Consider the following 17726-nt stretch of genomic DNA (forward strand, 5'->3'; position numbering starts at 1 on the left):
GTTCACCCTGAACACCTATACACACGCCACGGCGCAGATGAAGCAGGACGCCGCAGACACCATCGGCGGGGTCATCAGCCAGCAGATGCGGTAAATACGGCAAAAAAATACGGGGCCGGACAGGAAATTTCCTGTCCAGCCCTGTCCGGTACTTTCCAGCCCTTTCCCGTGTGGGTCAGGTTGTGAGTCTTGAAGAAACGGCAAAAATTAAGTGCCTTGAAAAGTTGCGGATTACGAAAGAAAATCACCGGAATCAAGTGATTCCGGTGATTTTTGGTGGAGACTACTGGACTCGAACCAGTGGCCTCATGCGTGTGAAGATTCGATAGGGCGGCCTTCTGGGGGACTTTGGGGGAATAAAGCGGGTTTGCCGCGGAATCTCCTCATCCGCAGATACGCTTTTCTCCGTTGTTTCCGCCCTGTTTTTTCTGCTCGTGGGTCGAATCGTGGGGCAATGATTTTAAACATTGTCCCAATTCGTACTGAAACAAAAATGCCAAGCAAATCCACACAGGCACGTCATATTTTGCGCCGCCATAGGCAAAGGAAACTTGCTTCTCTTTGCGCAGAGAAGCAAGCTTCCTTTTCGTCTGTAAAATGATAATTGGTTGAGAGATAAAAGATGTGCCAAAAATATACACATATACACGGTAAGCAGATGGCTGAATGAATCAATCAATCAGATAGCATCTGCCTCATGCAGCTTGGAGCTTTCATCTGCATCATTCGCAATAAAAGGGCCTAAAAGTCTGCTATCACTGGTTTGTTTTAGAACCTACACATAGCGCCGCGGAAGTCGTGCTGCCAAGTTGGTCATAACCTCGTCTACAATTGTTCCGCGCAGGTCGGCGGTCTCCTGAATATTCATAGCACCGTCCGGGCCGTTGCTTCCGTCGCCATAGACAACGATTTCTTCGCCAATCTGCGGGTTTGGCAGATCGGTGAGGTCAATCATGCAATGATCCATACAGATATTGCCTACAACCGGGCAGCGATAGCCGCGAATGGTAACAAAAAAGCGATTGGAAAAGGCCCGGGTGAACCCGTCGGAAAAGCCAAGGGGCAGCAGGCCAATGATCGAGTCCCGTGAGGTGTGATAGGTAAAGCCATAGCCGATTCCCTCGCCGGCGGCGACCGGCATGATATTTCCCAACCGAGCCTTCAGCTTGATACAGGGAACCAGATGAATCCGTTCCCGGCTGACCTCCTCAGAGGTGTAGTAGCCGGTCAGCAATAAACCGGGGCGCACCATATCCCGGTCATATTCCGGCAGGTCGCAGATGGTGGGACTGGCCGCCACATGGACGGTGGGGAGGGTGACGCCCCGCTGCCGCAGGAGCTCCAAAAACGCATCGAACCGGGCCATCTGTTTGCGGACACCGGATTTATCCGCCTCATCCGCTGTAGCCAAGTGGGTGAATATGCCCGTTGCCTCCAAATGAGGCAGGGCCATGCAGCGGACGACCGCGTCCGCGGCCTCTGCTGTAGGGGCAAATCCAATGCGATTCATGCCGGAGTTGATCTTGATATGGACTCTGGCTTTCTGTCCCATCGCAGCAGCCTGCCGGTTCAACTCTTCCATAGCCTCCGGCCTGTACATAGTTAGTGAGATGTTGTGCCGAATCGCTTCGGCAAAGCCATCGGGTGAAACATAGCCCAATACCAGAATTTCCTTGTCCGGCGCAGCAGCCCGCACCTCCAGTGCCTCACTGAGAACAGCTACAGCGTAGCAGTCCGCGTCCTTCAGGACCTCAGCGGCCTGAGCGCCGCCCAAGCCGTAGCACTGGGCCTTCAGAACGGCGCAGATTTTTACATTTGGCCCGACTGCCCTGCGGACCTCTTGAAAATTGTGCAGCAGGGCAGTACTGTCGACCTCGACCCAGGCGTCACGAAAGGTATCATATGTGGTGTTCATATGGCGGAGTCCCCCTGTTTTGTCAGATTTGCGGGAAGCGTGCGGAGCCATTTGCGGCTGCGGAGCCGCAGAATGCCGAGCGGCATTTTACACACATTTTCACAATAAATTCCCAGACAGATTACAGGCAGCGGCGCTTGAATTACAAAAACAAAAAGGGCAGTCAAGGGGATCGCAACGAGCCACAGGGGAATCAAGTCCACAGCAATGGCACCGTGGATGTCGCCGCCGGACCGGAAAACACCGGTGATGGCGGCGTTATTAAAAGAGCGGCAGGGAAGCTGAAGCAGATAAAAAAGACACATCCAGCTTGCGGCTGAGGCAGCGTAGGCGCTGAGATGGAAAAGGGGAAACAGGACCGGACGGAGCAATACAGGAAGAAGAATCCCCAAAACAGCGCCAAGAAGCGCGCCCAAAAGGGCGGCGATCCGAAGCAGGCGGCAACCAAGTCGGTAAATATTCTCCTTTTCGGCTCCTTGTCCCAACCAGTGTCCCAAGAGGATGGCGGCGGCGTCTGCCAACCCATAGCAGGCTACCATGGCCAGCTTGTCAATGCTGCTGATGACAGCAAAGGCAGCTAAAAAATCGGCGCTGGCGGAGGCGTGTCCCAAAATGGATGTGAAAACGGACTGCCCCAGGGCCCACATGAATTCGTTGAACAGGATTAAAAGGGAATAGCGAAGAAAGAGCCGCAGCGTAAAGAGACCGGGCCTGAATAATTCCGCAGGATACAAGGGGAATCGACGCTGTTTGCAGATAAAAAAGAGTACCATGCAGACCTCGGAAACCCGGGCAATCAGCGTGGCGGCAGCGGCGCCGGTGATTCCCCATGCCGGAAAGCCCAGCTTTCCAAAAATCAGGCAATAATTCAGCGCAGTGTTCAAGGCAACAGAAATAGAAAGGATAATGGTGCCCAATTTCGGATTTCCGGTGCTCCGCTCCAGAGAAACGTATACTGCCGACAACAGGCTGCAGAGATAACCGCCGGCTGTGATTCGCAGATAGCCGACGCCGATTTGAATCAGCAGGGAATCATTGGTCACCAGAGCCATTGCCCCATGGGGAAACAGAAGCAGTAGCAGTACACAAAGCCCAACCACACTGCCGCCAGCATAGAGCACAACGCCCAGGCAGCGGCTGATCGCCCTTAAATCCTGACGGCCCCAATATTGACTGACCAACACGGAAAGACCGCTGGTCAGGCCGAAAATAGCTGTTTGCAGCAGGAATAAAAGCGCGTTGGCGGCGGCGACAGCCGAAAGAGCGTCGCTGCTCAGAAGGCCCACCATGAAGGTATCCGCAAAGCCGAGAGAGGTAGAAATCAGATTTTGCAAAATAATGGGGAGCGCCAGAGCGGAAAGACGCTGATAAAAACCGGGGTCACGGTTTGCTGACGGCATGGCGGCACCTCCCGGCAAAGAAGTCAGAAGTCGGAGTGGATGCGCGTGTATATTTCAAGGAGAAACAGGTCCTTCCGCTGACTGAGGGACATTCCTGTAAGCGCTTCGATTTTCTTCAGACGGTAAAGCAGGGACTGGCGATTTAAGTGCAGATTTCTGGCGGTAAGACTGGAATTTCCGTTATTCTTTAAAAATTCCATCAGAGTCTGGATCAATTCCATGCTGGAGCCCTTATCGTAATTCAACAGGGGAGAGAGCGTCTCCTGAGCGGCAGTCCGAATCAGCTCACTGCGGGAAAGCTCGGAGATGATCTGGTGGAATCGAGTATCCCGATAGGTGAAGATATGCCGCCCTGTCTGTGCGTGTGTGCAGTATCGCAAAGCCAACTGTGCGTTTTGACAGAGCGTATGGAAGCATTCACTGTTAGGAGCGGAGGTCTCGCTCATGCCCCAGTAGAGCTGCAAGGATGGGTGCAGCTCGGCAAAACGGAGGTCAAGGGCGGAGACAAATTTTTCAACACGCTGAAGCATATGGTCGGATAGGACCTCTACATAGAGAATGAACATCAGGCCCCGGTCAGCAAACATGACCTTTAGGCCCAAACGTCTCCGCTCAGCTAAAATCAGATTTTCCATCTGGGAAACGATCTCCGCCGACTGCGTGGAGTATTCGCCCGGTGCTTGCCGGGGGTCCTGGGGGCAGATACGCAGAGCAATGCACAAATGAGGCGTGGTCAGATCAAAGCCCAGCTTAGCGCCCTGCTGCATCATCTCCTGAAAAGAGGTATAATTCTGGTTGGCAAGGTTCCAGACGAAGTCATTTTTCAGCTTAAGGACCGTCATACTCTCGATATTTTCGCGGTTGAACCACAGGGAGAGAGGCAACGCAATATATTTCCCCAATAGCTCCGTTTCCTTCAGCAGCGGTGCGCAATCCTCCGGCTGGCAGATGTAAAGGTGTCCCCACAGGAACGAGTTGATTCGAATATCCAGCAGCTCGGCGTTTTCCAGAGAAACCTTTCCGCTCCGCCCCTTGATGTCCAGACTGCGGCCAGCGATAGCCACAGGCACATGAAAGAAGCGGGAGAGAATACCGGCGGCGTCATCTAAGGATTGGGAGGTGAAGTAGGCGTTGAAGAGCTGCTCCTGTACACGCTTATATCCCTCTATATTCTTTTCGTGAATCTGGTCCAGTGTAAAGTGAATGACCTCAGCAAACCGAATTTCCCAGGGAATCCGCAGCAGGGGGAGACCGATTTCAGCGGCACAGTCCAATACCCTTTGACTGGGGACATAATCATTATTCCGAAAGCAGACAACCAAAGCTGCCGCTTTTGACCGCTTGATGTCCCGCAGAAATTGCTGAAACAGCTCCTCGTCATTCCAGCAACTGATTAGGGTGGAAAGAACGATTTCATTTTCACGGACAAAGGCATCCAGCGGCAGCTCCTGTGCGGAAATGGAGCTGACAGGAATGGAGGAAAGGTCGGCGGGTCTGGAAAGAATCGTCAACCCTTGAATCGGCAGGTCCTCAATAAAATTCTGAAGTGTATACACGAAATGGTCCCCTCCGTCTGAATCGGGGCGCGCAACCTGAGCGGCCATTCATCAAAGGCCGGGAAGGCGCCTGAAAGCTACAGCTATTCTACTATAAATTTAAGAATTTTAGTATAGTCAATCTGTGTGGAAAAAAGTGAACAATTATCTGACAATGTGTAGGTTGAAGGTCAATATAGTCAAATGGTAATATGATTCCCGTAAACAGTCAAGCAAATTTGACATAAATGACAAAAGGAGAATGACTATGAGCATCAATACTGATCTGTTGCACGCTGAGCAGCTTCACGCCAAACTGTGGGGTTCCTATGAGCCCGTAGCTATGGCCCATGTCAGCCCCATCTATCAGACCTCCACCTATGTGCTGGAAAACTTCGATGCCGCCGTGTATCTGAACCAGCACGCCGACGCCGGCTTCTCCTACACCCGTTTCGCCAACCCCAACTGCGATGAGCTGGAACGCAAGATCGCCCATCTGGAGCACGCTGAGGCGGCTTTGGCTCTGGCCTCCGGTCTGGGTGCCATCTCTACCGCCGTTATGAGCGTTGTAAAGGCCGGTGACCATGTGGTCTTCGGCGATGTGATTTACGGCTGCTCCTACGCCCTGTTTGCCAAGGTCCTGACCAAGCTGGGCGTTACTTATACCCGCGTGGACACCACTAAGGTCGAGGAAGTGGAAAAGGCTATCCAGCCTAACACCTCTCTGGTGTATGTTGAAACTCCGGCAAACCCCACTCTGAAGATCAGCGACATTGCCGCTATCGCCGAGGCGGTACATAAGCACCCCGGCATCACTATGATCGTGGACAGCACCTTTGCGTCCCCCTACCTTCAGAATCCTCTGGATCTGGGCGCTGACCTGGTGGTCCACAGCGCAACCAAGTACCTCAACGGTCACGGCACTGTCACCGCCGGTGTCATCGCAGGTCCCAAGGAGCGCATCGACCACTGCCGGATGCCCTATCTGCAGTGCTTCGGCGCTGTGCTGGATCCCTTCGCGGCCTGGCAGCTGATGCAGGGTATGAAGACTCTGGGCGTCCGCATGGAACGTCACTGTGAGAACGCCATGAAGGTGGCCCGGCATCTGGAAAAGCACCCCAAGGTGGACCGCGTGTACTATCCGGGCCTTGAGAGCCATCCCACCCACGAGATCGCCAAGAAGCAGATGCATGGCGGCTTCGGCGGCATGATGAGCGTGGATATCAAGGGCGGTATGGACGCTGTCCGGATCGTGATGAATAACGTCAAGGTGTTCAGCCTGGCCACCAGCCTGGGCAATGTGGACTCCCTGATCCAGCACTCTCCCTCCATGAGCCATTTTGATATGACACCCGAGGAGCGCTATGCCTCCGAGATCTATGACGGCCAGGTGCGCCTGTCCATCGGTATTGAGGACGCCGATGATCTGATCGCGGATCTGGATCAGGCTCTGGCGCTGATTTAATAAATTGATTCCCTTATCTGACGCAAGATAATTTCCCCAGCGCCGCAACTGAAACATGGGGGTGTGCGGTTCTGCGCACCCCCTCAATGAAAGACGGAGGGAATATATGGATCTTATTGTAACGATCAATGATGCGGTCAATAACTTTGTGTGGGGAGCGCCCGCCATCATCATGATCCTGATCACCGGAATTTATTTGACGGTCAGACTGGATTTTATTCAGTTTAAGCATATGGGGTATCTGTTCAGCCGGTCTGTTGGAAAGGCTTTTTCCAAGAAAGGCGAAGGCGAGAAGGTGGACGGCGAGGTCACTTCTTTCCAGGCGGCCATGATGAGCATCAGTGCTATCGTGGGTTCCGGCAACATTGCGGGGGTGGCGACCGCAATTGTCAGTGGTGGTCCCGGCGCTTTGTTCTGGATGGTAGTTGCAGCCTTTATCGGTATGGCAACAAAGTTTTCGGAGATTGCTTTGGGTATTAAGTACCGTGAGATACGCAAAGACGGTACCGTGGACGGCGGCCCTATGTATTATATCTCTAAGGGTCTGCACTGCCGTTGGTTAGGCGTGTTCATGTCAATCTGCGTTATCTTCTATGCAATCGTCATTTCCGGTATTATCGATATCAACACCATGGCTGCTGTACTGGACGAGCGGTTTAGTGTGCCCACTGTTGGAACCGGTGTTTTCTTCGCAATCCTGACCGGCATTTGCATTTTCGGCGGCGCAAAACGGATCGGACATGTCTGCGAGGTTTTGGCTCCCTTTATGGGCGGCGCCTACATTCTGGGCGGCTTGCTCATTATCGTGCTGAATATTTCTCAGGTTCCCAGCGCGATCGCATTGATTCTGGAAGCGGCTTTTACACCTCGCGCTGTGACTGGCGGCGCCGTGGGTTCCATTTTTATCGCCATGCGTTATGGCTGTGCTCGCGGTATCTTCTCCAATGAGGCCGGTGTCGGCTCTGCCGCCATGGTGCACTGCAACGCAACGGTGCAGCATCCCATGGAGCAGGCGGTCTGGGGCCCCGTGGAAGTCTTTTTGGATACGGTCCTGGTGTGTTCTGTTTCCGGCATCGCCGTTGTTATGTCCGGCCTGTATACTGATCCGGACCTCGATGGTGCCCGCTTGACTATGGCCGCTTTTGATAAACTGCTGCCCGGTTCCTGGGGCGGACTGATTACCCTGGGGGCGGTGCTTCTGTTTGGATTCTCCTGCCTGATCACCTTTAATATCTACGTGGAGCGCGGAGCGACCTTTGTTTTTGGTGAGAAAGTGCGGCCTTTGATTCGCATACTTTGGGTCATCTGTGTATTCGTAGGTGCTATCTCCGGCGAGTCTGTTGTTTGGGATATTGCGGATACCGTCAATGGCATTATTATCTTCCCGAACCTGATCGCTCTGTGGGTTTTGTCCAAGGAGTTGGTAGCAATGAAAAAAGAATGGACAGATCCCGATATGCTCCGCTATAAGGCCGAAAAAGAGGCTCGCCGTATGGCTAAAAAGTGATTTGTAAGTAGTTCCTATTGCTCCATTTTCTTCTCTATTTTGGCAAAACCGTAAGGCCATTGGAGCAATGGGCAGCAGAAACACACAATTTATCAAAACTGTATTACCAAAGGAAACGGACACGCGCTGCAAATGCGTGCCCGCTTCTTTTTACCGCTAAGATAACCAATCATAAACAGAAAATAATCCATTTTGATACCAAAGCGCAGAATGTTCGGAAATGTGCAACCATAGGGATCTTCCTGCTGTTCTTCATCGGTCTTGCGATGTTCTGCAAGATTCCTGTTGGTTACTCCATTCCCGCTTTGTTCATGCCAATCATCATCTTCGGCGACATTTATGGAGGTAGCAGTGAGTGGAAACCACCGATAGAGAAGTGGCAGATGCGTAATAAATCATGCTCACCACATAATCAATAGTGCACTCACTGGATCACGCAGCCCAGCGGGGCCGCGACGCCTCGTGACAGCGACGCGCATAAGCGCATCGCTGTCACGCAGGCTCTCTGCGCTCTTCGGGAGCACACCCGACCAAGGCCAAAAAGCGGCAAAGTATGCCGTTCTGACGCCCGGCCACGCAGGGTTTCCGAACCGCGCAAAACGGTCCGAGGGTAGTGATACCACCCCCCGTCCGAAACGCCCCCTGTTTCGGCGTGCAAGCCGCTGTGTGCGATCCTTTGAGCAAAGGCGAGTGTGTACCCGCTTTCACTCGTGAAAGCGAACGTGGGCCATTTGTGCGAGAAGTTGAAAAACGCGATGAAAAGCGGTTTGGGCCAGCATTGTGACGGTAACTTTTTGGAGATATACGCGGGAACGATTTTGAGTGAAAAACTGAACTTTTTAAGCCGGATTTTTGGACGGTGAAGGCCGTTCGATTTTAGCAAGATAAAGAGAGGTGCCCGTAATTGGGCACCTCTCAGCCTCAAAGCCCCGCAGTGCGGGGCTTTCCGGGGTTTGGAAACCGCAGTCTAAGGTGCACCTTGGCGGGCATTTTCGCAGTCGTGGATGAACGTCAGGCACGGAAAAGGCCCGTGACGGCGGACTTTTCAAGGTGACCGTTTCGCAGTCTATCAGCAAAACCGCCGTTTTCAACCACTCGAAAAAGTGCCTTTTGAGCAACGGCAATTTTAGGAGGAAAACGAGTATATTTTGAGCCGCTGTAGTCAATAAAAAGGGCTTTTCATCCGTTCAAAAATCGCACCGCTGTAACTAAAGAAGTGCTCATCCGGCAGCGCAAAAATTGCGTCGCAATAGGCAAAGAAAAGAGCGATGCAAAGCAGATGATAACTTTCTGATAACGATTCCTCTTTTCAGTAGCTTTCCTCTGCTGGTTACGGTATTGTTCGTTGCCGAAAGGGGTTGATTTTATGCCAAAACGACGAGCAAACGGCGAGGGGAACATCCGCAAACGCAAGGACGGCCGCTGGGAGGGTCGGTACACCGCCGGTTATGACCCAGAGACTGGAAAGCGCATCATCAAAAACGTGCTGGGCAAAACGCAGGCCGAGGTCAAGGAAAAGCTCAAGTCTGCGATCAGCGAAAGCCAAAAGTTAGACGTATCCAAAGCCGGGACATACACCGTAGCGTCATGGGTGAAAACGTGGTACGAGGTCTACGCCGAGCCGCGCATCCGGCCAAACACCAAAGCCTACTACACCAACTACATCGAGAACCACATCGTACCCGGAATTGGCAGCGTCCCTCTGGAAAAGTTAACCACCATCCAGATCCAGCGGTTTTACAACAACCTCCAAAAGAGCGGACGGGTTCAGCGCAAAAATTTTCCTGAGCTCAGGGACAAAAGCCTCAGCCCCAGAGTGGTTCGGGGTGTTCACACGCTGCTGCACAACTGCTTGGAGCAGGCGGTGGCGGAGCACCTGCTCCTCGCCAATCCCGCCCAAGGCTGTAAACTGCCGCAGTTGGAAAAGAAAGAAATGAAGATCCTGCCGCAAGAGAAAATCGGAATGTACCTCGCAGAAGCGGAAAAACGAGGATTGCTGGCCGCTTTCTATCTGGAGCTGACCACCGGCCTGCGGCGCGGTGAACTGCTGGCCCTCCAATGGACGGACTTGGACGTTGAAAACCGGACGCTTGCTGTCACGAAACAGGTAAATCGAATTAACGGGGAACTGGTGGTCAGTCCGCCGAAAACTCGCAACTCCGTGCGAACGCTGGCCCTTCCGCAGCAGGCGGTTGACCTGCTAATTGCCGAGCACAAAAAGCACTCTCGCAATCCGTATCTGTTTCCATCGCCCAAGACCGGGACTATGTATGACCCGGACGCTTTCCGCCGGACGCATGACAAAATTTTGAAAGCCATCGGTGCGGAGCACATTCGGTTCCATGACCTCAGACATACCTTCGCCACGCTGTCGCTGAAAAGCGGAGTAGATGTGAAAACGCTCTCCGGCGCGCTGGGCCACTACTCGGCGGGGTTCACGCTGAACACCTACACTCACGCCACGGCCCAGATGAAGCAGGATGCCGCCGATACCATCGGCGGGGTCATCAGCCAGCAGATGCACTGAAAAAAACAAGGCCGAACAGAAAAATTCCTGTCCGGCCCTGTCCGGTGCTTTCCGGCCCTTTCCCCGTGTGGGTCAGCGTGTGAGTCTTAAAGAAACGGCAAAAATTAAGTGCCTCAAAAAGTTGCGGATTATGAAAGAAAATCACCGGAATCAGGCGATTCCGGTGATTTTTGGTGGAGACTACTGGACTCGAACCAGTGGCCTCATGCGTGTGAAGATTCGATAGGGCCGTCTTCTGCGGGATTTTGGGAGAATAAAGCGGGTTTGCCGTGGGATTTCCTCACCCGCAGATACGCTTTTCTCCGTTGTTTCCGCCCCGTTTTTTCTGTTCGTGGGTCATGGTGTGGGTCAACTGAAGATTTCCGCTGGGACGGCACGGACCGCATCCTGCGGGAGGAATTCAACAGCAACTGGGAAAAACTGGATACCCAGCTGAAGGCCCTGGCGGACCAGGGAAGCAGTTTGCAGACGGCGCTGCCAAAAATTACCAGCGGCACCTACACGGGCAACGGCAGCAGCACCCGGAAAATCACCCTGGGATTCACGCCCAAGGCCGTTATGATCACCAGCCAGAACGGCTCCACCTGCTACAGCGGCTCCTGCTTCGGCGGTCTGGTGGTTGCCGGGAGCGGCCTGAGCGATAACGGCAAAATCATCGCCCATATCTGTACCGGCGACTTTGAGGTTTATTCCACAACGTCGCCGGTGGCCAGCAATGTCAACACGGTTCATTACCATTATCTGGCAATTGGCTGAGCGAATGTCAATGACAAGAGGGTGCTGCGCATCTGCCGGGCCAAAGATATAAGATCCACTGTGAAGTACAATAACCGCGGCTGCACAAGGCGGGCAAAGAACCCTCAGTAAACCATTTGTGATGGGGCGGAAAAATTGGCTCTTTGCCAATACGCCCGGTGGCGCGCAGGCCAGCGCCGCGATCTATAGCCTGATTGAAACGGCGAAGGAAAACGGCTTGAACCCGTACCAATATCTGCTCTGGCTCCTGCAAAATGCGCCTGGTCTAAGCGAAACAGATGAGGCATGGGCCGAAAAGCTGCTTCCCGCGAGAGCCCCGGAAGAATGCTATATGCCGCAAAAATAGATGACCGCCATCTCAGTGAGCGAACGGCTCCTTGAGATGGCGGCCTTTTATACGTGGTTAGATTTTACGCTTACAGTTTTTTTGCTTTTGTCAACAGGTCCGTTATTGTACATTACCGTTACGGCTGCTCAATAGTCTTCCGGTTCTTCACTGAAGATCACATCACAACCGTGCCTCTTTAAGCGCTGAATGAATCGGGTGTCATAAAAGGGATTGGTAATGATATAATCTGCGGCTTCCAATGGCAGCATTGGCACGATGCTGGTATGTCCCATCTTTGTACTGTCTGCCAGGATAAAGACCTGCCGTGCGGCGTGAGTCATACTACGCTCTACATTGCCAATCAGAATATTGTCATACCAGAATCCTTGCTCCAAATCAACTCCATCAATACCCAGGAAAACTTTATCGAATACCATATCATTAAACGATCTGATGGCGCTGGCACCTACGATACAGCCTGTTCGGGAACTAATCGTACCAGCGCAGATCTGGACTTCTATATTGGGGTTCTGCATTAAAATATTTGCGCAGGAAATGGAATCCGTGACAACTGCTGCGCCTTTTAAATTCAATAGGCAGGAGCAAAACTCCAATAGGGTTGACCCGCCGCCAATTGCAATGTGATCCCCGTCCTTGACGTAATTGCGGGCACACTGGGCAATTTTGCGTTTACGCTCAATGTTGAGCAGCATCTTCTGAGTCAGAGAAAGGTCTTTGTTGGCATCTACACTGATAGCACCACCGTAAGTGCGAATCAGCAGCCCCTCTTTTTCCATATCTGCAAGTAACTTTCGCGCGGTAGATGGGGCAATATGAAGATGGGAACATAGTTCTGCCGTAGAAACTCGGGAATGAATATTTAACAGATGAAGTACATCATTAATACGGTTTTCTAAATAGAGCGGTGCTTTCATAGGTGCATCCTTTTCGAGGTTTTCAAAACTAATTTGCGCAGGTATTTGTGTTTACTCTACATGAATTAGGTTTGTGGCGTGTGAGGCTGCATAGACCCAAATTGCAGTACAGTCATCATTTCCTACTTTTTGATAGCTGTGCTTGGTATTTGCTTCAATGTAGATGCAATCGCCGGCATGGAGGGTGTACTCTTCATCATTGAGAAAAAGTTTGATAGAACCGGAGATAACAAATCCAACTTCATCTACAACATGTGGACTTGAAGAGTGGAGCACATTATCGTAAACGTCCATGACGATGCAGCTCATTTGGTGCTTTCCTTCTGTTGCGGATTCATAACGGTAGCCGGGATTAGAGAAGATGATTTGCCTGTCGTTTTTATATACGACGGGCTTTTTTTCATCTAACTTCAAAATCAGATCAGCCATTGTAATGCCAAGCGCCTCACAGATCAGATTCAAATTTGCGATAGTGGGGCTACTGAGTCCGCGCTCCAATGTGCTTAGATAACTAACGGATAGGCCAGTTTGCTCTGATAAGACTTGAAGAGTAATTTGCTTTTTTCTCCTGCACAACTTGATCATATTCCCGATAGCTTGATCATGCATAGTGTTTAACTCCTATGTTTAGATTCCGCTGTGACAATGTGCACTATAGGTATATTCTTTAAATATTGTAGCAGATTTTTGTAGAAATGCAAATATGATATTTCTTTAACAAAATAATTTCATTTTTTATAAAAAGCGAAAATTTATACAAAATATGCTTTTTACACAATTTTATGCAGTATAGTTGTTATATATTGGACAATTTACAAAATTGCGGGAAGGGGTTATTATTTGATTGCGAAATGATTTTCGCGTATAAAGAAAAGGGAAGGAATAAGGGATGCCGCATATTACAGTCCAGGGAGTCTCAGAAGACAAACTTCGCGCAGTCGCAAAACCGTTAAAGGAACTTTTCGTTGATACGACGGGAGTCAAGGCAGAATATGTAAAAGTATTTCACTCGCCGATTCACCGCATTGATGATGAAAATGAAATTGCAGTAGATATTTATTGGATGCATCGGTCTCAGGAAATGTGCGATAAGGTAGCGGAAGTTATTACCGCCTTCTTCAAGCAGGAAGAAACAGATTTTGTGCAAGTTACTTTTACAGAATTCCCCGGCAATCTTTTTTATGAAAACGGAACGCATTCCTAATTAGATGAAAAGGATAGAAAAAAGGCGAAGAACAAACTGATGGCAATGATCCTGGCGGCAGCAATGGTCGTGAGCATGAGCGCGTGCGGAGGGAGCAAGGATGCGGGCAGCAGCGGTGACAGCAGCAGCTTTACCCCAATTACGCTGAAAATGGGCAATCAGCACAGCAGTGACTCCGTAGCCAATAAGCTGGATCAGGAGATGTGCGACCGGATCAAGGAAGGCACAGAGGGCCGTGTAACAGTGGAGCTGTACTCTGACAGCGCTCTGGGTGACTATACCAACGTGTTTGACGAGCTGATGCTCGGCTCCGTGGATGTGGCACATATCTCTCCCGTGGAATCTTATGACGCCCGCGTCTCTGCGACCATGCTGCTGTAAATGCATCAAAGGAAAAGTTTTGGTTATGCCGTATGGAAAGGGATCAACCGGTTGGTCCGGACATTTTTATTCTGCGGCAGTAGCAGGATTTTCTCCTGCCGGATGGATTTTTTCCAGCATGGATTCCCGCTGTGGTGTTGCAACAGCTGCATCGGAAATTCCGGCTGTGACGGATTTCCCTCCCGATACAGATGTGTTTTCTATTATCGAAACCGGAGATTAGGTTAAACTTGACGGAACAACAGGTGATGTGATCATTACAAAAAAAGATCTCGGATGATTTTGCCTTTCAAGCAATGATTACCGGGCAGGGGAGGCTTCCCCTGCCCCTTTTTTAGGAGAATTTTATGGAAAGAGTATACAGCAGCATCTTCAATGATGTCTTAGGGCCGGTAATGAACGGTCCATCCAGCTCTCATTCTGCGGGCTGCGCACGAATCGGCTTTATGACGCGGTGCTTGTATGGCAAAGATATTACACAAGCAGATGTAGTGTTTGAGGAATTGGGTTCGTATCCCAGCACCTATGTAGGACAGGGCTCTAATTTTGGCTTTACTGGTGGTCTTGTTGGAATTCCTGCTGAGGATTCAAGATTGAAGGATGCAGTTTCTATCGCAAAGGAACAGGGCCGTAAAATTGTGTTCAAGAAGGCTTCTCTGGGGTTCAAGCACCCCAATCAGGCCCGGATTGATGTATTTGCGGCTGACGGTCATAAGGAGTTCTCCGTAATGACCTATTCCATAGGTGGTGGTATGTTCCAGATTACAGAATTGGATGAATTCCAAGTCGTGATTGATGGGAGCAGCCGTCAGGCTTTTATATGTTGTGAAACGTCGGAGGGGATCGCACTGGCGGAAGCTGCCTTAGAGCGCATCGGCGCAGCGCGAAGTACGCAAAGAGTGAAAAACCGCACGCTTTATACGGTACCGCTGACACGGACGCAGAACTGCGACTCAATATTAGCTTTACGTGGGCAGCCAGGGATTTCCTTTGTCCGAATAGCTGAAGTGATTATGCCGGTGGCCCGGAAAGCGGTAAAGGATGTTCCTTTTAATGCCACGGAAACAATGACGTATGCAGCCGGGAGCGGCAAAAGTTTGTGGGAATTAGCAGTGGAGTATGAATGCGGCATCGGGTACGTTACTCCTGAGCAAGTGCAAAATTTGGCGCAGCACACATTGGACGTTATGCGTGCCGCAGTAATCCCTCCGGAAGAGTCTGTAAAGAAGATGGAATTCCTGCCATGCCGCTGCCGGGAAATGGAGACACAGTATCAGAAAATTCACTTTCCCGACGTAGGCGTGTTAGGCCGCGTAATGCTGGCTGCTGTGGGGGTTATGGAGAATAGCTGTACTCACCGCATTGTAGCTGCGGCACCAACCGCAGGCTCCAGCGGCGTTGTACCCGCAGCGGTTGTCACATTGGGCAATCAAATGGGCCTGCCAGATGAAGAAATTCGGAAGGGCTTATTAGCCGCTGGTTTAGTCGGTGCATTTATCGCAAACCAAGCCACCTTTGGCGGGGAAGTAGGTGCTTGTCAAGCCGAAAATGGTTCTGCTAGTGCCATGGCCGCCGCAGGCGTCGTTCAATTATTAAACGGCACCGTAGAGCAAAGTTTTCAGGCTGCCAGCTTAGCTATGCAAAATATGCTCGGCCTGATTTGTGATCCTGTCGCAGGGCTGACAGAAATTCCCTGTATCGGGCGCAATGTCAGTTCAGCCACCAATGCTATTATGAGTGCGTATATGGTTCTATGTGGCTTTAACCCAGTAATTCCGTTAGATGAGACGATTATTACTATGGGGAGAGTAGGCGAGCAGCTTCCCGAAGAATTGCGGTGTACTTGCCGTGGGGGACTATGTGTTTCGCCCACTGGCTGCAAAATTACGCAAGAGGTGGAAGCGACCCGGCCCAAGCTATGAATGTCTGGAGTCTGCTGATTCGTGACCCACTGATATTATAAAAAGGACGTTTTTCTACATTTGCGGTGATGCACTTATATAAGCGGTCTAGGAAGCGATTCGCTCTAAAATCCGCTTTTTTGAGCGTTTTCTATCCGATTTATAAAAAGTTTGGCAGACAATCTCATTTAAAAATGTATACAAGTCCGTTATATAAAGACAAATTTTAATAATACGCCTTTAAAGCCCCCCACTTGCTGGTATAGCTGCGTTGCAAAAAAGAGCCCAACCGATATAATCCCAAGTAAGGAAGCAGAAATGGCAAACCATTTTATTATTTCTCATTTGGATGCTGTAGGCGAGGAGGATCTAAGATTTATGTGGGATGTAGTAGTTGTCGGTGCTGGTGTGTGCGGTGCTGCCGCAGCCAGAGCTTTGGCCAGATATAAGCTAAAAGTTGCTGTATTAGAAAAGGGAAGCGATGTTTGCGCAGGTGCCAGCCGAGGAAACTCTGCAATGGTACATGGTGGGTTTGATCCGGATCCGGGTACCCTGAAGGCAATTTATAATGTGCGCGGCAATCGGATGTTTGATGATCTCTGTGAAGAATTGGAAGTCCCCTTTGAGCGGAGCGGCACATTAATCCTGGCAACCAATGAGAAGGATATGGAGGAAGTCCACCGACTGCACGAAAAGGGTGAGGCAAACGGTGTTCCAACGATTGTTATGGATCGTTCCGCGCTTCTGGAGCGGTGGCCCACCATGGGAGAAGGAGCCGTAGGCGCTCTGTTCTGCCCCTCCGGTGGAATTGTCTGTCCCTATACCTTAGTCATTGCTATGTGTGAAAACGCCGCCCGGAATGGTGTGGAGTTTTTCCTGAACACAGAGGTATCTGAGATTACTCCTTTAAATGGCGGCTGGCACTTGACTACAAAGGATGGACAGGCATTCGATACCAGGATTGTACTCAATTGCGCAGGAACTCATGCAGATCAGTTAAATAACATGGTTTCTACCGATCACTTTAAAATTCTGCCTCGCTTCGGTGCCCATTTAATTATGGACCGGGAGTATATCAAGTGGGTTGATACAACAATCACGCAAACACCTACAACGCTTCCAACCGGTGGACATACAAAAGGTATGGGAATCATGCCCTCTGTGGACGGTACGGTCATTCTTGGCTGCGATGCTGTTGACTACACCGACCCAGATGATGTAGCAACTACATCCAAGAGCATTGATGCCATTGTAGACTACTTTAAGACATTCTGGAAATATCTTCCTATCAGTGCCGTGTACCCCAATTTCCCGGTGGAAGGTGTCATTAACGCTTACGGAGGACTACGGCCCCATTCAGATCGGGACGATTACATTATTGGTGAGGTTCCTGATGCTCCCGGCTTTATTAACGCCGCCGGCATTGAATCTCCGGGATTGACAGCCGGCCCCGCTATTGGCGAGCATCTGGCTGAATTAGTGGTTGAAAAGCTGTCTCCCGAGAAAAATGAGGCATATCGTCCCGGTCGTGAAGTCCTTAAGCCGTTCCGGACAATGACGGAAGATGAGAGGAAAAACGCCATTGCAAAAAATCCTGACTATGCCAAAATTGTTTGCCGCTGCGAGCAGGTGACAGAAGCGGAAATCCGTGATGCGATTCGTCGCCCTGTCGGTGCGAGAAGTGTAAGCGCAGTAAAAATGCGGACTCGCGCTGGTATGGGGCGTTGTCAAGGCGGATTCTGCCAGAGCCGGGTAGTGGAGATCCTGTGCGAAGAGCTGCATCTGTCTCCGCTGGAAGTTACGCAGTCCGGGAAAGAATCCTATATTCTGCTGGACAAGTCTTGTTCTCATCGTTTTAAGGAGGATACCTGA

The 17726-nt window shown here is 50.9% G+C and carries 14 protein-coding genes and 1 pseudogene; 10 read left to right on the plus strand and 5 right to left on the minus strand.

Translation table 11 applies throughout. The features are described 5' to 3' along the window. Window positions 1–775: 775 nt before the first annotated feature. Genes alr through PY311_RS11820 form a run of 3 tightly spaced genes read right to left on the minus strand, consistent with a single transcriptional unit; the run spans window position 776 to window position 4871 of the window. Window positions 776–1915, minus strand: a complete 1140-nt coding sequence (alr, locus tag PY311_RS11810) for an alanine racemase (RefSeq protein ID WP_286148898.1) — start codon at window positions 1913–1915, stop codon at window positions 776–778. After that, window positions 1912–3315 carry an MATE family efflux transporter gene (locus PY311_RS11815; RefSeq protein WP_286148899.1) on the minus strand — a complete coding sequence of 468 codons (1404 nt, stop codon included), beginning with the start codon at window positions 3313–3315 and terminating at the stop codon, window positions 1912–1914. The genes alr and PY311_RS11815 overlap by 4 nt, the downstream gene beginning before the upstream one ends. Before the next feature lie 23 nt (window positions 3316–3338). Then, the gene (locus PY311_RS11820; RefSeq protein ID WP_286148900.1) at window positions 3339–4871 is read right to left on the minus strand and encodes a PucR family transcriptional regulator; all 1533 of its coding nucleotides are present in this window, start codon (window positions 4869–4871) and stop codon (window positions 3339–3341) included. Window positions 4872–5118: 247 nt separating this feature from the next. Here PY311_RS11820 and PY311_RS11825 point away from each other — a divergent pair, with 247 nt between their 5' ends. From PY311_RS11825 to PY311_RS11845, 5 genes and pseudogenes are all read left to right on the plus strand, one after another. Then, window positions 5119–6315 (plus strand): trans-sulfuration enzyme family protein, encoded by a 1197-nt coding sequence (locus PY311_RS11825; RefSeq protein ID WP_286148901.1) that lies wholly within the window; start codon window positions 5119–5121, stop codon window positions 6313–6315. A gap of 106 nt (window positions 6316–6421) precedes the next feature. After that, window positions 6422–7822 carry an alanine/glycine:cation symporter family protein gene (locus tag PY311_RS11830; RefSeq protein WP_286148902.1) on the plus strand — a complete coding sequence of 467 codons (1401 nt, stop codon included), beginning with the start codon at window positions 6422–6424 and terminating at the stop codon, window positions 7820–7822. A gap of 1366 nt (window positions 7823–9188) precedes the next feature. After that, window positions 9189–10349 carry a tyrosine-type recombinase/integrase gene (locus PY311_RS11835; RefSeq protein ID WP_286148903.1) on the plus strand — a complete coding sequence of 387 codons (1161 nt, stop codon included), beginning with the start codon at window positions 9189–9191 and terminating at the stop codon, window positions 10347–10349. Window positions 10350–10613: 264 nt separating this feature from the next. Then, entirely contained in the window at window positions 10614–11105 is a 492-nt protein-coding gene (locus PY311_RS11840) for a hypothetical protein (RefSeq protein WP_286148904.1), read from the plus strand. A gap of 109 nt (window positions 11106–11214) precedes the next feature. After that, window positions 11215–11451: pseudogene (locus PY311_RS11845) on the plus strand (transposase domain-containing protein); the annotation flags it as partial. Between the two features lie 128 nt (window positions 11452–11579). Here the strand turns inward: PY311_RS11845 and PY311_RS11850 are convergent. After that, window positions 11580–12368 carry a DeoR/GlpR family DNA-binding transcription regulator gene (locus PY311_RS11850; RefSeq protein WP_286148905.1) on the minus strand — a complete coding sequence of 263 codons (789 nt, stop codon included), beginning with the start codon at window positions 12366–12368 and terminating at the stop codon, window positions 11580–11582. Window positions 12369–12419: 51 nt separating this feature from the next. Then, the gene (locus PY311_RS11855; RefSeq protein WP_286148907.1) at window positions 12420–12977 is read right to left on the minus strand and encodes a helix-turn-helix domain-containing protein; all 558 of its coding nucleotides are present in this window, start codon (window positions 12975–12977) and stop codon (window positions 12420–12422) included. A 280-nt stretch (window positions 12978–13257) separates the two neighbouring features. Here PY311_RS11855 and PY311_RS11860 point away from each other — a divergent pair, with 280 nt between their 5' ends. The 5 genes from PY311_RS11860 to PY311_RS11880 all read left to right on the plus strand — a co-directional run bounded on the left by PY311_RS11860 (window position 13258) and on the right by PY311_RS11880 (window position 17726). Then, the gene (locus PY311_RS11860; RefSeq protein ID WP_286148908.1) at window positions 13258–13572 is read left to right on the plus strand and encodes a DUF1904 family protein; all 315 of its coding nucleotides are present in this window, start codon (window positions 13258–13260) and stop codon (window positions 13570–13572) included. Between the two features lie 39 nt (window positions 13573–13611). Then, a complete protein-coding gene (locus tag PY311_RS11865) occupies window positions 13612–13953 on the plus strand; it encodes a type 2 periplasmic-binding domain-containing protein (protein WP_286148910.1) in 342 nt (113 codons plus the stop codon). Window positions 13954–13978: 25 nt separating this feature from the next. Next, entirely contained in the window at window positions 13979–14176 is a 198-nt protein-coding gene (locus PY311_RS11870) for an aconitase X swivel domain-containing protein (RefSeq protein ID WP_286148911.1), read from the plus strand. A 124-nt stretch (window positions 14177–14300) separates the two neighbouring features. After that, entirely contained in the window at window positions 14301–15875 is a 1575-nt protein-coding gene (locus PY311_RS11875; protein WP_286148912.1) for an L-serine ammonia-lyase, iron-sulfur-dependent, subunit alpha, read from the plus strand. A 297-nt stretch (window positions 15876–16172) separates the two neighbouring features. Then, entirely contained in the window at window positions 16173–17726 is a 1554-nt protein-coding gene (locus PY311_RS11880) for an NAD(P)/FAD-dependent oxidoreductase (protein ID WP_286148913.1), read from the plus strand.

Origin of the sequence: Neopoerus faecalis, from assembly GCF_029218125.1 — a bacterium.
Classification (GTDB): Bacteria; Bacillota; Clostridia; order Oscillospirales; family Oscillospiraceae; genus Oscillibacter; species Oscillibacter faecalis_A.

Excerpts from the sequence above, each read along its gene's own strand:
- alr (WP_286148898.1), bottom strand. The coding sequence starts at position 1,915 with ATGAACACCACATATGATACCTTTCGTGACGCCTGGGTCGAGGTCGAC.
- PY311_RS11815 (WP_286148899.1), bottom strand. The coding sequence starts at position 3,315 with ATGCCGTCAGCAAACCGTGACCCCGGTTTTTATCAGCGTCTTTCCGCT.
- PY311_RS11825 (WP_286148901.1), top strand. The coding sequence starts at position 5,119 with ATGAGCATCAATACTGATCTGTTGCACGCTGAGCAGCTTCACGCCAAA.
- PY311_RS11830 (WP_286148902.1), top strand. The coding sequence starts at position 6,422 with ATGGATCTTATTGTAACGATCAATGATGCGGTCAATAACTTTGTGTGG.
- PY311_RS11835 (WP_286148903.1), top strand. The coding sequence starts at position 9,189 with ATGCCAAAACGACGAGCAAACGGCGAGGGGAACATCCGCAAACGCAAG.
- PY311_RS11850 (WP_286148905.1), bottom strand. The coding sequence starts at position 12,368 with ATGAAAGCACCGCTCTATTTAGAAAACCGTATTAATGATGTACTTCAT.
- PY311_RS11855 (WP_286148907.1), bottom strand. The coding sequence starts at position 12,977 with ATGCATGATCAAGCTATCGGGAATATGATCAAGTTGTGCAGGAGAAAA.
- PY311_RS11860 (WP_286148908.1), top strand. The coding sequence starts at position 13,258 with ATGCCGCATATTACAGTCCAGGGAGTCTCAGAAGACAAACTTCGCGCA.
- PY311_RS11865 (WP_286148910.1), top strand. The coding sequence starts at position 13,612 with ATGGCAATGATCCTGGCGGCAGCAATGGTCGTGAGCATGAGCGCGTGC.
- PY311_RS11870 (WP_286148911.1), top strand. The coding sequence starts at position 13,979 with ATGCCGTATGGAAAGGGATCAACCGGTTGGTCCGGACATTTTTATTCT.
- PY311_RS11875 (WP_286148912.1), top strand. The coding sequence starts at position 14,301 with ATGGAAAGAGTATACAGCAGCATCTTCAATGATGTCTTAGGGCCGGTA.
- PY311_RS11880 (WP_286148913.1), top strand. The coding sequence starts at position 16,173 with ATGGCAAACCATTTTATTATTTCTCATTTGGATGCTGTAGGCGAGGAG.